Origin of the sequence: Leucobacter sp. gxy201 (assembly GCF_051043335.1) — a bacterium.
Taxonomy (GTDB): domain Bacteria; phylum Actinomycetota; class Actinomycetes; order Actinomycetales; family Microbacteriaceae; genus Leucobacter.
In genome coordinates, this window is record NZ_JAMXWS010000001.1 from 95,080 (window position 1) to 109,588 (window position 14,509).

A 14,509-nucleotide genomic window follows, 5' to 3' on the forward strand; every position below is an offset into this window, starting at 1 on the left:
GTGCGATGTCGTGGCATGACGGCATCTCACAGGTGACCGGCCGGTTGCGGGGGCGGCGCGGGTCGGTGCTCGATGCCGCGCCGACCCGCCTGATCGACGGTGAAGCGCAGGCCCGGTTGCTGCCGCGGGCGGTGCAGCCGGCGCCGAAGCGGAGCACCCCGCCCGGTCCGGCGATTCGGAGCGCGCCGCGTCTAGTGCAGGGCGGAGAGCGCGGCGCCGACCGCGGCGGCGGGCGAGCCCTCGGGCAGCACCTTCACGCGCTCGTCGAGTCCGAGCTCGCCGATGAACGGAGACTCGTCGGCCCAACGCCGCAGGTGACCGCGGATGCCGCCGATGAGCGGCCCGCCGAGCAGCCGCAGCCCGCCGCCGATCACCACGGAATCCGGGTCGAAGGTGAGCGCCAGCAGACGCACGGCGCTCGCCGCACCCTCGACGAGATACCCGAACTCGCGCTGCGCCGTCTCATCGCCCCGCCCGATCGCCGCGAGCAGCGCCGGGCCCGGGTCGTCGCCGCCGACCGGCCAGAACCGCTTCAGCGCCGCCCCGCTCGTCTGCGTCTCGAGGCACCCCGTCTGCCCGCACGGGCACGACCGGTCGAGCCGCGAGATCGGCAGATGCCCGATCTCGCCCGATACCCCGTGCGCCCCGCGCACCGGAGCGCCCGCGACCACCGCCCCCGAAGCGAGGCCCGTGCCGAGATTCAGATACGCCACATCGCCCGGCAGCCCCATCAGGTGCACCGCACCGATCGTGGCCGCCGTGACATCGTTGTCGATCTGCGTGTCGATGCCGGTGCGCTCGGCGAGCAGCGGGCCGATCGCGAGCCGTTCGATGCCCATGTTGTAGGCGTTGCGGATCTCGCCCGACGCACGATCGAGCTGGCCCGGCAGGCCGATGCCGATCGCCGCGTAGTCGTCGCGGCCCGTCCGCTCGCGCAGCTCGCGCACCGCGCGCTCCGCCGTGCCGAGCACCGCCTCGGGCCCCGGCACCGTCGCGAGGCGCACCGTGGCCTCGATGCGCGAATCGCGGTCGAGCGCGACCGCCTCGGTCTTCGTGCCGCCGATATCGATGCCGATGAGGGGGCGCGGGCTCATGACCGGGCTCCTTCGTCGGCGCGCGCCGCCGTCTCGAACAGCTCGATGAGCGCCGTGCCGACGAGCCGGGTCGACCCGTAGCTCGCGAGATCGGCGTAGCCGCTGCGCGCATCGGGCCACCCCGTCTCGACGCAGAGCACGGGCACCCCGAGCTCGCGCAGCTCGTCGATGCGCGCCCGCGCGAACTCGTGCCGGTGCAGATCGCGACCGATCGCGATCGCCCCGCCGCGGCGCAGTTCGTCGATCGGCCAGATCGGTGCGCTCGCCGCATCGACGATGAGCTGCGACCGGCGTGCGAACGCCGCGACGTCGGCCTCGCTGCCGGGCAGCGGCGCGGCGGCCGCCGCGAACGGCCCCCACGGCGCGCACCCGACCGCCATGTTGGCGTCGGTGTCGAAGCGCAGCACCCAGGCTTCCGGGTGGCTCGCGACCCACGCCCGCGCCTCCCCGGCGCCCGCGAAGCTCTCGGCGACGCGCGCGATCTCGGCGGCGGAGGGCAGGCCGCTCGGTGCTGCGTTGATCGACGCGGCGCTGCTCGGCACCGCGCGGCTCAGCGCCCGCACCCGCTCGGCGGCCTCGTGCACCCGCGCGCGGTCGAGGCGCCCGTCGTGCACTGCGGACGCAACATGCGCCTCGAGCTCGGCGACCGATTCACCGGTCGCGCCGACGCCGAGGCAGAGCAGGTCGCAGCCGGCCGCGAGGGCGCGCACCGCGGCCTCGGGGATGCCGATCTCGCCGCTCGCGCCGGCCATGTCGAGGGCATCCGACACGATGACGCCGGTGAAACCGAGCTGCTCGCGCAGGAGCCCCTGCAGAATCGGGCGGCTGAGCGTCGCGGGTGCGATCGGGTCGAGCTGCGGCAGCAGGATGTGCGACGTCATGATCGTCTGGGCGCCCGCCCCGATGGCGGCCCGGAACGGCGGCAGGTCGCGCGCCTTGAGCGTCTCGATCGGCGCATCGACGACGGGCAGCGCGAGATGCGAATCCTGCGCCGTGTCGCCGTGCCCCGGGAAGTGCTTCGGGCACGCCACGGCGCCCGTCGATTGCAGGCCCGCGATCCATGCCGCCGTGTGCCGCGCCGCCGTCTCGGCGTCGGCCGCGAAGCTGCGCGTGCCGATCACGGGGTTCTCGGGGTTGCTGTTCACATCGGCGTCGGGCGCGAGCGCCAGGTTGAACCCGGCCGCGAGAATATCGGCGCCGACGCGACGCCCGATCTCGGCCGTGTAGTCGAGGTCGTCGATGCGCCCGAGCACCGCGGCGCCCGGGTAGCGCGATCCCTCGAGATAATCGAGCCGTGTGACCTCGCCGCCCTCCTCATCGATCGCGAGCAGCGACTGCGGCGCCGCGTCGCGCAGCTGCCGGCCGAGGGCCTCGAGCTGGGCGCGATCCCTGATATTGGTGCCGTACACGCAGGCCGAGAGCAGCCCGTCGCCGAGCAGCCCGAGCAGCCAGGCCGGGGCCGTGAAGCCTTCGAAGCCCGGCATGAGCGTCGCGCGGATGTCGGCGGTGAGCGCCGCGTCGGCGGCATCCGCACAGCCGATCCCTGCCGCGCTCATCCCTTCACCGCCCCGCTCACGAGACCGCTCGTCATGCGGCCCTGCACGATCATGAAGAAGATGATGACCGGCACGGCGACGAGCGTCGACGCCGCCATGACCTCGCCCCAGTCGATCGCGCGCGACGCCGACTGCTGGATGAAGCCGCGCAGCCACAGCGGCAGCGTCTGCACCGCGGAATCCTGCAGAATCACGAGGGCGACGGTGAACTCGTTCCACGCCTGGAGGAAGGCGAAGACCCCGCTCGCGATGAGCCCCGGGGCCAGCAGCGGGAAGGTGATGCGCATGAACGCCTGCGTGCGGCTCAGCCCGTCGACCATCGCGGCCTCCTCGAGCTCGGCCGGCACGCCCGCGACGAAGCCGCGCAGCATCCAGATCGTGAACGGCACGACCGCGGCGATGTAGATGATGCTCACGCCGAGGATCGAGTTCAAGAGGCCGATCGACCCCATCAGCTTGTACTGGGCGATGAACATGCCCTCGGCGGGCAGCATCTGGATGAACAGCACCGCGAGTACGAAGCTGCGGCGGCCCGTGAAGCGGAAGCGGCTGATGGCGAGCGCCGCGAGGAACGCGAACAGCAGGCAGCAGGTCACCGCGATGCCCGCGACGGCGAGGCTCACGCCGAGCGCGGGGAGGAAGGTGCCGCTCTCGAAGATCGCGGCGAAGTTCTTGAACGAGCCGCCGATGGGCAGGAGCGTCGGCGTCGACTTCTCGAGCACCACGTTCGGCAGCAGCGACGAGTTCAGCATCCAGTAGACGGGGAACACCCAGATCAGGGCGACGACGACGCCGATGATGCCGAACACGAATCGGGAGACGCGCTTGGGGGTGGCGCGCCCGCGACGGGCGACCACCTCGAGCGGGGCGGTGTATGGGGCCGGCCTGGTCATGATTCCTCATCCTCTTTCAGCAGGTTGCGCACGTACGCCCAGCTCAGCGCGATGGTGAGCAGCAGCACGAAGATCGACATGGCGCTCGCCATGGCGAAGTCGCTCGAGCCGACGCCGAGCTGATAGATGTACGTGCCGAGCACGTCGGTCTGGCTGGCGATCGATCCGCGATCCTGCAGCAGCTTCACCTGGGTGAACACCCGCAGGTTCCAGATGATCTGCAGCAGCATCACGATGCCGAGCACCGGCTTGATGAGCGGCAGCGTGATGCCGCGCAGCCGCTGCCAGCCCGTGGCTCCGTCGACCTGGGCGGCCTCGAGCACCTCGCCCGGCACCTGCGTCAGCGCCGCGTAGATCGAGAACGCCACGAAGGGCACGCTCATCCACACCACGATGATGAGGGCGACGCCGAAGAAGCTCAGCGGATCCTGCAGCCAGTTGTGGCCCTGCACCGGCAGCCCGAGATTCACGAGCACCCAGTTCACGAGGCCGCGGCGCCAGTCGAAGATCCAGTTCCAGATCGTCATCGCGGCGACCACCGGGGTCGCCCAGGCGAGCAGCAGCGCGATCTGCATGATGATGCGCACCGTCTTCGACACCGCCTGCATGAGCAGCGCGAGGCCGACGCCGATGACCATCGTGACGCCCGCGGTGATGAGGCAGAAGAGCACCGACCTGAGCACGACGAGCCACGTCTGCGGCTGCGAGAACAGCTCGATGTAGTTCGCGAACCACACCCACTCGGGCGGCTGGCCGAACTGCTGCGAGAGGCCGAAGTGCTGCATCGAGGTGATGAGCTGCCACACGATCGGGTAGCCGAGCGCGAGCAGCACGATCAGCGTCGCGGGCAGCAGCAGGGCGTAGGGCGTGATGCGGAATCTGCGTCGCCTCGGGGCGACGGGTTCGGCTTGCGCGGTGCGGGTGCTCATCGCCGGCCTTTCGAGATCTGGGGTGGTGGGTGAAGCGGAGAGGGATCGGGCCCCGACCCCGCACGCACTGCGGCGGTCGGGGCCCAAACGCCGCCTACTTCTGGTTGAGGATGGGGTCGAGCTTGGCGTTCGTATCCTTCGCCAGCTGCTCGAGGTCATCCGCGTCGCGGATCTGCGAGAAGAACTCCTCCATGATGTTCTTCGCCTCGACCGCGGCCCAGCCGGGTGCGGCCGGGGTCAGCTTCGAGTTCGACGCCGACTCGATGAGCGCCTGCGCGAACTGGTCGTCGCCGAGCGACGACGCGTACTTCTGGTTCGCGGGGCCGAGGCCGTTCTCGCCGAGCATCGTCTGGTACTCCTCCGAGTAGATGATGCGCAGCAGATCCTTCGCGAGCTCGGGGTGCTCGGACTTCGCCGAGATGCCGAGGTTCGAACCGCCCGCGAAGACCGGGGCCGGCTTGCCGTCGTTGCCCGGCAGCGCGAAGGTGCCGAACACATCGTCGTTCCACTCGCGCGCGGGCTCGCCGTCCTCGCCCTCGACGAGGTCGCCGATCGACCAGTGGGCCCAGCCCGGCGCCATGATGGTCGCCGCAGCCAGCGAGATGTCTTCGGTGACGGCGCCCTCTTCGTCCTTGACCTGATCGGAGTCGTTCAGGAACTGGTACTGGTTCGCATCCTTCGCATCGTTCGGCGCGTTGGAGGCGGTGCGGTAGATCTGCTGCAGCTGCTCGAGGCCCTTCAGCGCCTCGGGCGAATCGAGGGTCGCGACCCACTCGCCATCCTGCAGCTCGGCGATCTCGCCGCCGTTCGCGAAGATCCACGAGATGCCGTCGCGCCAATCCTGGCCGCCCAGGTAGAAGCCCGAGAAGTTCGCGATGCCCTTCGGGTTCGCCTCGGTGATCGCGGTGACGGCGGTGTTGAACTCGTCGAGCGTCGTCGGCTGGGCCACGCCCGCCGCGTCCCACACGTCCTTGCGGATGAACATGTACCGCGAGCCGAAGTAGTAGGGGAGGGCGTACTGCTTGCCGTCGACCTCGCCGACCTCGACGAACGAGGGCAGCAGATCGTCGCCGCCGAGCTCGTCGTACATGTCGCTGACGTCGAGGAAAGCGCCGACGTTGGTGAAGGTCGGCGACTGGGTGTTGCCGATCTCGGTCACGTCGGGGGTGTTCTTCGGGTCGGGCAGCGCGGTCGTGAGCTTGGTGACGAGGTCGCCCCAGCCCTGCTCTTCGATCTTGAGCGTCGCGCCCGTCTGCTCCTGGAACTCGGTCTTCAGGTAGTCGCGCAGCTCATCGGGGGTGTCGCTGCCGGCGAGCCACAGCGTGATCGAGTCGCCGCCGGCATCGCCGCCCTGCGATCCTCCGGCGCTGCAACCGGTCAGCAGCAGAGCAGATGCCATTGCCGCTGCGGCGAGGCCCTGGAACTTTCTCTTCATGGTGGGTTTCCTTTCGATGTGCGTTCCGGCGTCTGCCGGGCGGCGCTGGGGTGGAAGACGGAGTCTGCGGATCCGCCCGCCGATGGGACCGGGAGTCTTAGGCGACTCCCAGCTGTTCTTGGAGCACGATCGCGAGCGCGCCGCGCAGTACGAGCGAGTCGTAGGGGCTCGTGCGCAGCACGAGGTCGTCGTGCGTGTCGGGCATGGTGCGGCGGCCGAGGATGCCGAGCGTCGCCTCGGCGAGCGGCCCCTCGACGAGCTCGGGCGGGCCGGCGAGCACGATCTCGGCGAGGTTGAGCACGCCGACGACGGGGGTGAGGGCGACGCCGAGGCGGCTGCCCGCCTCGCGCAGCACCCGGTCGCGCGCCTCGGCGGCGTCGGGGCCCGCCTGCGCGGTGGCGGCTGCGAGCGCGGCGTTCAGCTGCGGGGCCGAGAGCCAGTGCTCGAGCACCTGCTCGCGCGAGTAGGTGGCGTCGATGCCGAGATCGGTGCCGACCATGACCTGGCCGATCTCGCCCGCGGCGAAGCGGTGGCCGGCGACGAGGCCGCCCGCGATGATGAGGCCCGAGCCGACGCCGTGGCCGATGGTGATGAGGATGAAGTCGTCGCTCGACTCGCCCGAGGCGTACTCGGCGAGGGCCGAGATGTTCGCGTCGTTGCCGACCGAGGTGGGCAGCCCGGTCAGGTCTTCGACGATGCTACCGAGGGGCAGGTTCTGCCAACCGAGGTTCGGGGCGACGCGCACGACGCCCTCGTCGTCGACGAGGCCGGGGGTACCGATGCCGATGCCGAGCAGCGGCAGCTCGGAGAGCCCCTGCAGCGAGCGCGCGAGGGTAGTGGCGAGCTCGAGCGCGGCGTCGCCGACGGCCTCGTTCAGCGGCGCCTCGCGACGCACCAGCACCTCGCCGTCGAGGCGCAGCACGGCGCCGCGGAAGACGCGGTGGTCGCTGAGGTCGAGGCAGACGACGGCGTAGGCCTCGCGGGCGAGGTCGACGAGGATGGCGGGCTTGCCGGGGCGCTGGGTCTCTTGCTGGCCGAGCTCGCGGGCGAGGCCGGCGTCGATGAGCTCGGCGACGAGGCCCGAGATGGTGACCTTCGTGAGGCCGGTGCTGCGCGCGATGTCGGCGCGGCTCAGCGGGCCGGTGCGGAAGAGGGTCTGCAGCACGAGCGTGCGGTTGTGCAGCTTCGAGTCGCCGAGCGTTGCGCGCAGGCCGACGCGCAGGGGGCTCGTGCGCCGGGTCTTCGGCTTGCGAGCGGCTGCACCGGATGCGCCCTGAGGACGCGGCTTTGCGACGTTCATGAAAGTTAGTAAAACTTACGAACTAAATATTCGCAACCCGATTGCATGATTCTCCGGCGTTGTGATGCAATCGTGACACGGCGTGTTACGCTAACCGGCGCAGCGCGGCACCGCCTCGCGGCGGCCGGGGGAGCACCGTACCGCGCGCCTGCCGACCCGCCCGCGACCACCCGCGACTTTGGAGATAAACTAGGCGTTCCTATGAGAGTTGTGATCACCGATACCTCAGCCCACGTCGCGCAGTTCGCTGCCGGCATCATCGCCGACGAGATCGCGCAGCGCCGTGCGGAGGGCCGTGCCGCAGTGCTCGGCGTCGCCACCGGGTCGTCGCCCCTCGGCACCTATGCCGAGCTCGCCGCGCTCGTCGAATCGGGCGAGCTCGACACGACCGGCGTTTCGGCCTTCGCGCTCGACGAGTACGTCGGTATCGCCCTCGACCACCCCGAGAGCTACCACACGGTCATCGACACGACCGTCACGAAGCCCCTCGCCCTCGACCCCGCCCGCGTGCACGTGCCCGACGGGCTCGCCGACGACCTGGCCGCAGCATGCGAGGCGTACGACCGAGCCATCGTCGACGCCGGTGGCATCGACCTGCAGCTGCTCGGCATCGGTGCGAACGGTCACATCGGCTTCAACGAGCCGACCTCGTCGCTCTCGTCGCGCACCCGCATCAAGACGCTCGACCCGCGCACCCGCGAGGCCAACGCGCGCTTCTTCGCCTCGGCCGACGAGGTGCCCGTGCACTGCGTCACGCAGGGACTCGGCACCATCCTCGACTCGCGCAGGGCGCTGCTCGTCGCCCAGGGCGCGGGCAAGGCCGACGCCGTCGCGCACATGATCGAGGGCCCCCTCGCCGCGATCTGCCCCGCCAGCGCGCTGCAGCTGCACCGCGACGCCATCGTCGTGCTCGACCGCGCGGCGGCCTCGAAGCTCGAGCTCGCCGACTACTACGAGTACATCGAAGCGAATCAGCCGACGCAGGCGGGCTGACCCGTGCTCGTCACCGCGGCACGCGTCGTGACCTCCGCCCGGGTGCTCTCGCCCGGGTGGATCGAGATCGCGGGCGACCGCATCGTCGCCGTCGGCGAGGGCGAACCCGCCCCGGTGCCGGCGGGCGCGGGGTCGGACGCGAGCCTCAGGCGCGACCTCGGCGATGTCGTGCTCGTACCCGGGTTCGTCGACATCCACGTGCACGGCGGCGGGGGCGGCGGGTACACCGACGGGCTCCGCGCCTCGGCGCTCACCGCGCGCGCCGCCCACCTCGCGCACGGCACGACGACGTCGATGGCGAGCCTCGTCACCGCCTCGCCCGAGGGTCTCCTGCGGGGCGTGGGCATGCTCGCCGAGCTCGCCCCCGAGCACATCCGCGGCATCCACCTCGAAGGGCCGTGGCTGAGCCCTGCCCGCGCCGGCGCCCACGACACGACCCAGCTGCGCGCGCCCGAGGCCGCCGAGATCGACCGCGTGATCGAGGCCGCCGGGGGAGCGCTCGCCATGGTCACGCTCGCCCCCGAGCTGCCCGGCGCGCTCGACGCCGTGCGCCGCTTCGTCGCGGCCGGGGTGCGCGTCGCCGTCGGCCACACCGACGCCGACTACGACACGACCCGTCGCGCGATCGACGCCGGCGCGACCGTCGCCACCCACCTCTGCAACGCCATGCGTCCGCTGCACCACCGCGAGCCCGGGCCGTCGCTCGCGCTGCTCGAAGACCCCCGGGTCTTCCTCGAAGTCATCGCCGACGGTACCCACCTGCACCCGGCGCTCACGACCGGCATCGAGGCCGCTGCCGGCCCCGAGCGCACGCTCTACGTCACCGACGCCATGGACGCCGCAGCGTGCGCCGACGGCGAGTACCGGCTCGGCGCGCTCGACGTGACCGTCGCGAACGGCGTCGCCCGCCTCACGGGCAAGGATACGATCGCCGGCAGTACCGCGACGATGGACGCGCTCTTCCGCGGCCGCGCGCTGCGGGGGGCAGAGGGACCAGGCGCCGCGCCCGACCCCGCCGCGCTCGTCGCCGCCGCACGCCTGACCGCGACGGCGCCCGCACGCGCCATGGGCTGGGACGGGGTCGGCGACCTCGCGCCCGGCCTCATCGCCGACGCGGTCGTGCTCGGCGGCGCGCCCGGTCGTGCCGCCGGTGAGCTCGCAGTGCTCGACGTGCTGCACCGCGGCCGCTGGCTGCCGGAGTCGCAGGCGGAGGGGTAAGTCGAGGGGGAGGCCAGGCCGCTGCGCCCGCGCCTCGGCGCCAGAGGCAGCAGAGGCAGCAGAGGCACCAGAAGCACCAGAGGCAGCAGAGGCACCAGAGGTGCCCTTGCGCTCGAGAGGTGCCCGTATGAGCCGTGTCCAAGGGCACCGCTCGTGCACAAGGGCACCGCTCACGCAGGAGGAAGCCGCGGACATCGTTGCCCAGGCCCCGCTGGCAGGCGCGGGGGCGGGCCTCGACCGCTACGCCCGCGCGGTGCTCGCGCGGAACCGGAAGCGGTCGCCCCGGAACGCCGAGCGCGTGTACTCGACCGGCCGGCCGTCGCTAGCGCGCGCCGTGCGGTGCACCACGAGCAGCGGCTGACCGATCTCGATGTCGAGCAGGGCGGCCTCGCTCGGGTTCGCGAGCTCGGTGCCGATCTCGTCGTCGACCGAGGCGAGCGAGATGCCGTACGCCTCGCGCAGCGTGCGGTAGAGCGAGCCGCGCTCGGTGAGTTCGGCGGTGATGCCGCGGTACGTGCCGGGCAGGTGCGCAGTCTCGCGAGCGAGCGGGGCGCCGTCGCGTCGTCGCACCCGGTCGACCTGGGTGACGGCGTCGCCGACCTCGACGCCGAGCGCCTCGGCGACCTCGGCCGTGGCGGGCTCCTCGCCGATGTCGAGCACGTCGCTGTCGAGGCGCGATCCGTCGAGATCTTCGCTGAACGAGGTGAGCTGGCGCACCGTGATGATGGGAGGGGCGGCGACGAAGGTGCCCCGGCCCTGCGTGCGCTCGATGCGGCCCTCCATGACGAGCTCGGTGAGCGCCTGGCGTATCGTCGTGCGCGAGGTGCCGAAGCGCTCGGCGAGCTCGCGCTCGGTCGGCAGCGGGTCGCCGACGTGCGCGTGCTCGATGAGCTCGAGAATGCGGAGCTTCTGCGTGTAGTACTTCGGTGTGCTGGCCATGGAGTCCCCCTTCGGTTGCAATCTCGCACTTCCTGTTCCCCGAGAACTGCCGACGGGTGGATACTGCGGGGGAGGTCGGTATGCAAACTGCTTGACATGAAGATTGGTCTATGCCTATCTTAGGCACATCGAATTGGTCTAGTCCTATAGGGGTCGGGCCCGGCTCAGAAGATCTGCACATGACGAAAGGTGCCAGCGTGGGCATTCTGCACGACCTCAAGAACTCGTCGCGGGGAGCGATCCTCGTGGCCATCGCCGCTGCGGCGGTCGGCATCATCTACGGGTACGACTCGTCGAACATCGGTGGTGCGCTCGACTTCATCTCGGCCGATTTCGGCATCACCTCCGAGGCGGAGAAGGGCCTCCTCACCTCGTACGTGATCTTCGGCGAGATCCTCGGCGCGATCATCGGCGGAACGCTGGCGAACCACTACGGCCGCAAGCGCATGATGGTGCTCGTCGCCGGCACCTTCACCCTCTTCTCGCTCTTCTCGGGCCTGGCGTGGGATGTGCCGTCGCTCGCCGTGGCCCGTGTGCTGCTCGGCCTCTCGATCGGCATCTCCATCGTCGTCGTGCCGATGTACGTCGCCGAATCGTCGCCGACCAGGATCCGCGGCGCGCTGCTCGTGATGTACCAGGTCGCGACCGTGTTCGGCATCATCCTCGGGTACCTGCTCGCCTGGGCGCTCGCCCCGAGCGGCAACTGGCGCGTCATGCTCGGTGCCGCCGCAGTGCCCGGCATCATCATCACCCTCATGCTGCTGCGCTCGCCCGATACGCCGCGCTGGTACATGATGCAGGGCCGCCGCGACGATGCCGTGCGCGTGCTCGGCCAGATCGACCCCGAGGCCGACGCCCACACCGAGCTCGCCGCCCTCGAGGCCGAGCTCGCCGACGGCCGCGGGCGCCCCTCGGCCCTGCAGGGCCTCAAGGAGATGGCGCGCATGCCGTACCTGCGCGCCACCTTCTTCGTCGTGCTGCTCGGCTTCTTCGTGCAGATCACCGGCATCAACGCGATCGTCTACTACAGCCCGCAGATCATCAAGGCGATGGGCTTCTCGCCCGACGACCACATGGCCATCTTCGGTCTGCCCGCCCTCGTGCAGTTCATCGGCCTCATCGCCGTGTTCGTGTCGATGAGCCTCGTCGACCGTATGGGTCGCCGCCCGGTGCTGCTCATCGGCATCGGCATCATGGTCACCGCGGGCGCCGTCATGGTCATCACCTTCCTCTTCGGCGCGAGCGGGCAGGATCCCACCGACGTGCGCCTCGACGGAGGCTTCGTCGCCCTCGGCTTCCTCGGCCTCGTGCTCTTCAACGTCGGCTTCACCTTCGGCTTCGGCGCCCTCGTATGGGTCTACGCCGGCGAGACCTTCCCGTCGCACCTGCGCGGCCTCGGCTCGAGCACCATGCTCACGAGCGACCTCGTCGCGAACTTCATCGTCGGCGTGGCGTTCCTGCCGCTGCTCAAGGCGACCGGCGGCGCGGGCGTCTTCGCCATCCTCGGCGGCTTCGCCATCCTCGCCTTCCTCTTCGTGCTGAAGTTCGCGCCCGAGACCAAGGGCCGCCCGCTTGACGACATCTCGATGTACTGGGAGAACGGCGGCAAGTGGCCGGCCGAGCCCGCGGGCACCGGTGCGGGGGCGCAGTCGTGACATCGCCGCGCCTCGTGCTCGGCCTCGACGTCGGGGGTTCGAAGACCCACGCGGTGCTCTCGGACGGCGAGCACACCGTCGCCGAGGTGCTCGCGGGCAGCGCGAACCCGGCCTCGGTCGGACTCGAGGAGGCGGCGAAGCAGCTGCGCAGCGTCTTCGCGCAGATCGGCCAGACGCCCATCGCGGCGATCGTGGCGGGCGTCGCGGGCGCCGATTCGCCTCCCGCGGCCCAGCGCTTCCGCGAACTCGTGGCGATCAACCGCCCGGGCGTGCCCGTCGAGGTCGTGCACGACTCCGAGCTGCTGCTCGCGACCGCGGGGCTCGAGTCGGGCGTCGCCGTCATCTCGGGCACCGGGTCGGCGGCCTGGGCGCGCGACGAGCGCGGTGGCAACGCCCGCGCGGGCGGCTGGGGCTATCTGCTCGGCGACGAGGGCAGCGGGTACTGGGTGACTCGCATGGCCATGCGCCACGCGCTCGAACGCATCGACCTCGGCAAGCCCGCCGACCACCTCTCGCAGCAGCTCGCCGCCGACTGCGGCCTGCAGGGCCCCGAAGGTCTCCTCGACCACTTCACGCTGAACCCCGAGCGCCGCTTCTGGGCCGCGCGCGCCCGCGTCGTGTTCGAGCTCGCCCACGACGGCGACCCGGCGGCGCTGGCGATCGTGTCGGGTGCCGCCGACCATCTCGTGTTCTTCATCACGAGCGCCGGCGGCCGCCTCGGCATCACCGGCCCGGTCGTGCTCGCGGGCGGCCAGCTCGTGCACCAGCCGCAGCTGCAGCGGGCGGTGCGCGAGCGGCTCGAGGCGCGGGGCTTCAACGACATCCGCGTGCTCGACCGCGACCCCGTGCACGGCGCCGTCGCCCTCGCGCTGAAGCTCGCGGCGTAGCGGGCACGGCGTAGCGGGCACGCGGGCACGGGGCCGCGGGCCGTGCGCTCAGCCCGCGAGCAGCTCCCGTACCCGGGGCATCACCTCGGTCGCGTAGAGCTCGATGCTCTGCATGAGCTGCGCGTGCGGCATCGCGCCGTTCGCGTACTTGAGGTCGAAGCGGTCGGCTCCGAGCATGCGCACGGTGCGCGCGATCTTCTGCGCGACCGTCTCGGGCGACCCGACGTAGAGCGAGCCGGAGTCGGCCTCGCGGTCGAATTCGTGGCGCGAGGTCGCGGGCCAGCCGCGCTCGGCGCCGATGCGATTGCGGTTCTCGGCGAAGTGCGGCCACAGCTGCTCGCGGGCCTCGTCGTCGGTCGCGGCGACGTGGCCGGGGGAGTGCACGCCGAGCGGCATCGGCGCGACGCCGAGCTTCTGCTGCGACTCGCGGTACAGCTGCGCGAACGGCGCGAAGCGTGCGGGGTCGCCGCCGATGATCGCGAGCATCATCGGAATGCCCGTGCGCACGGAGCGCAGCACCGACTGCGGGCTGCCGCCGACGCCGACCCATGCGCTGACGCCATTCGGCTGCTCGGTCTTCGGGTACACGTGCTGGCCGGTGAGCGGGGTGCGGTGCGTGCCCGACCAGGTCACCGCGCCCTCCTTCTTGAGCTCGGCGAACAGCGCGAGCTTCTCCGAGAAGAGTTCTTCGTAGTCGTTCAGGTCGTATCCGAAGAGCGGAAACGATTCGGTGAACGAGCCGCGGCCGAGGATGACCTCGGCGCGGCCGTTCGAGACGGCGTCGAGGGTGGCGAAGCGCTCGTAGACGCGCACGGGGTCGTCGCTCGAGAGCACGGTGACGCCGGTCCCGAGCAGGATGCGCTCGGTGCGGCCGGCGATCGCCGCGAGCGCGATCTCGGGCGAGCTGAGCGCGAAGTCGTCGCGGTGGTGCTCGCCGAGCGTGATGGCGTCGACGCCGAGCCGGTCGGCGAGGGCGGCCTGCTCGACGACGTCGCGCAGGGTCTGGGCGTGGCTGATGCGTTCGCCCGATGCCGTGCTGCCGACGTCGCCGAAGGTGTCGAGGCCGAGGAGGAGCTGATCGGGCGCGGCGCCGGCGATCGCCTGGGGAATGTTCATGCCCCGTGCAACCGCGGGGACGCCGGGCGTATTCCGGGGGGCGCCGAGCGCCCGCAGGGGTCAGTGAGTGCGGGTCGAGACGATGTAGCCGATCGCGGCGCCCGCGGCGCCGAAGAGCGCGGGCCAGACCCAGAGCAGACCGAAGTCGAGCAGGGCGGCGACCGCGGCTGCGAGCAGCAGCAGTTCGATGAGCGCCTGGCCGAAGCGGTCGGTGGGCAGCACCGGTCGGGGCGAGAGGAAGAGCGCCCACACGACGACCGAGAGCACGAGGAACCCGAGTCCGGTCAGCACGCCCGGGAAGGGGAACGACCAGGCGAGTGCGCCCCAGGCGGTCACGCTGGCGACGGCGACGAGGTGGAACAGGCCGCGCACGGTCTGCAGAACGACGGTCGAACGCGCGGCGGGGGCGGTCTCAGCGGAGGTAGTCACCCCGGCATTCTACCCGGGGTGCGGGCGCCGAGGCTCCGTCGGGCCTCAGGGAAGGTGGTTCAGCG

At 71.3% G+C, this 14,509-nt stretch carries 13 protein-coding genes; 4 read left to right on the forward strand and 9 right to left on the reverse strand.

Translation table 11 applies throughout. The features are described from left to right. Positions 1-191: 191 nt before the first annotated feature. From NHL51_RS00390 to NHL51_RS00415, 6 genes are all read right to left on the reverse strand, one after another. Entirely contained in the window at positions 192-1,094 is a 903-nt protein-coding gene (locus NHL51_RS00390) for an ROK family protein (RefSeq protein ID WP_434140935.1), read from the reverse strand. Beyond that, the gene (locus tag NHL51_RS00395; RefSeq protein ID WP_434140937.1) at positions 1,091-2,650 is read right to left on the reverse strand and encodes a glycoside hydrolase family 3 protein; all 1,560 of its coding nucleotides are present in this window, start codon (positions 2,648-2,650) and stop codon (positions 1,091-1,093) included. The genes NHL51_RS00390 and NHL51_RS00395 overlap by 4 nt, the downstream gene beginning before the upstream one ends. Then, a complete protein-coding gene (locus NHL51_RS00400; protein ID WP_434140938.1) occupies positions 2,647-3,543 on the reverse strand; it encodes a carbohydrate ABC transporter permease in 897 nt (298 codons plus the stop codon). Before NHL51_RS00400 ends, NHL51_RS00395 begins: the two co-directional genes overlap by 4 nt. Beyond that, on the reverse strand, positions 3,540-4,472 hold the full coding sequence (locus NHL51_RS00405) for a carbohydrate ABC transporter permease (RefSeq protein WP_434140939.1): 933 nt from the start codon (positions 4,470-4,472) through the stop codon (positions 3,540-3,542). The genes NHL51_RS00400 and NHL51_RS00405 overlap by 4 nt, the downstream gene beginning before the upstream one ends. Positions 4,473-4,566: 94 nt before the next feature. Continuing rightward, a complete protein-coding gene (locus NHL51_RS00410) occupies positions 4,567-5,907 on the reverse strand; it encodes an extracellular solute-binding protein (RefSeq protein WP_434140940.1) in 1,341 nt (446 codons plus the stop codon). A 97-nt stretch (positions 5,908-6,004) separates the two neighbouring features. Next, positions 6,005-7,207, reverse strand: coding sequence for an ROK family transcriptional regulator (locus NHL51_RS00415; RefSeq protein WP_434140941.1), 1,203 nt, complete (start codon positions 7,205-7,207; stop codon positions 6,005-6,007). 201 nt (positions 7,208-7,408) lie between these two features. On the opposite strand from NHL51_RS00415, the gene nagB reads away from it, so the two are divergent. Together nagB and NHL51_RS00425 are read left to right on the forward strand one after the other, a co-directional pair. Next, positions 7,409-8,200: a glucosamine-6-phosphate deaminase gene (gene nagB, locus NHL51_RS00420; RefSeq protein WP_434140942.1), complete on the forward strand. Its 792-nt coding sequence runs from the start codon at positions 7,409-7,411 to the stop codon at positions 8,198-8,200. 3 nt (positions 8,201-8,203) lie between these two features. Continuing rightward, the gene (locus tag NHL51_RS00425; protein WP_434140943.1) at positions 8,204-9,418 is read left to right on the forward strand and encodes an N-acetylglucosamine-6-phosphate deacetylase; all 1,215 of its coding nucleotides are present in this window, start codon (positions 8,204-8,206) and stop codon (positions 9,416-9,418) included. Positions 9,419-9,658: 240 nt separating this feature from the next. Here the strand turns inward: NHL51_RS00425 and NHL51_RS00430 are convergent, their stop codons facing one another. Further along, positions 9,659-10,357, reverse strand: coding sequence for a GntR family transcriptional regulator (locus NHL51_RS00430; protein WP_434140945.1), 699 nt, complete (start codon positions 10,355-10,357; stop codon positions 9,659-9,661). Between the two features lie 179 nt (positions 10,358-10,536). Between NHL51_RS00430 and NHL51_RS00435 the strand changes: the two genes are divergently transcribed. Both NHL51_RS00435 and NHL51_RS00440 read left to right on the forward strand, forming a co-directional pair. Then, a complete protein-coding gene (locus tag NHL51_RS00435; RefSeq protein WP_434140947.1) occupies positions 10,537-12,012 on the forward strand; it encodes a sugar porter family MFS transporter in 1,476 nt (491 codons plus the stop codon). Beyond that, positions 12,009-12,899 carry an N-acetylglucosamine kinase gene (locus NHL51_RS00440; RefSeq protein WP_434140949.1) on the forward strand — a complete coding sequence of 297 codons (891 nt, stop codon included), beginning with the start codon at positions 12,009-12,011 and terminating at the stop codon, positions 12,897-12,899. The genes NHL51_RS00435 and NHL51_RS00440 overlap by 4 nt, the downstream gene beginning before the upstream one ends. A gap of 48 nt (positions 12,900-12,947) precedes the next feature. On the opposite strand, the gene NHL51_RS00445 is transcribed toward NHL51_RS00440, so the two are convergent. Together NHL51_RS00445 and NHL51_RS00450 are read right to left on the reverse strand one after the other, a co-directional pair. Further along, positions 12,948-14,015, reverse strand: a complete 1,068-nt coding sequence (locus NHL51_RS00445) for an LLM class flavin-dependent oxidoreductase (protein WP_434140951.1) — start codon at positions 14,013-14,015, stop codon at positions 12,948-12,950. A gap of 60 nt (positions 14,016-14,075) precedes the next feature. Further along, the gene (locus NHL51_RS00450) at positions 14,076-14,444 is read right to left on the reverse strand and encodes a DUF2568 domain-containing protein (RefSeq protein WP_434140953.1); all 369 of its coding nucleotides are present in this window, start codon (positions 14,442-14,444) and stop codon (positions 14,076-14,078) included. Positions 14,445-14,509 lie beyond the last annotated feature (65 nt).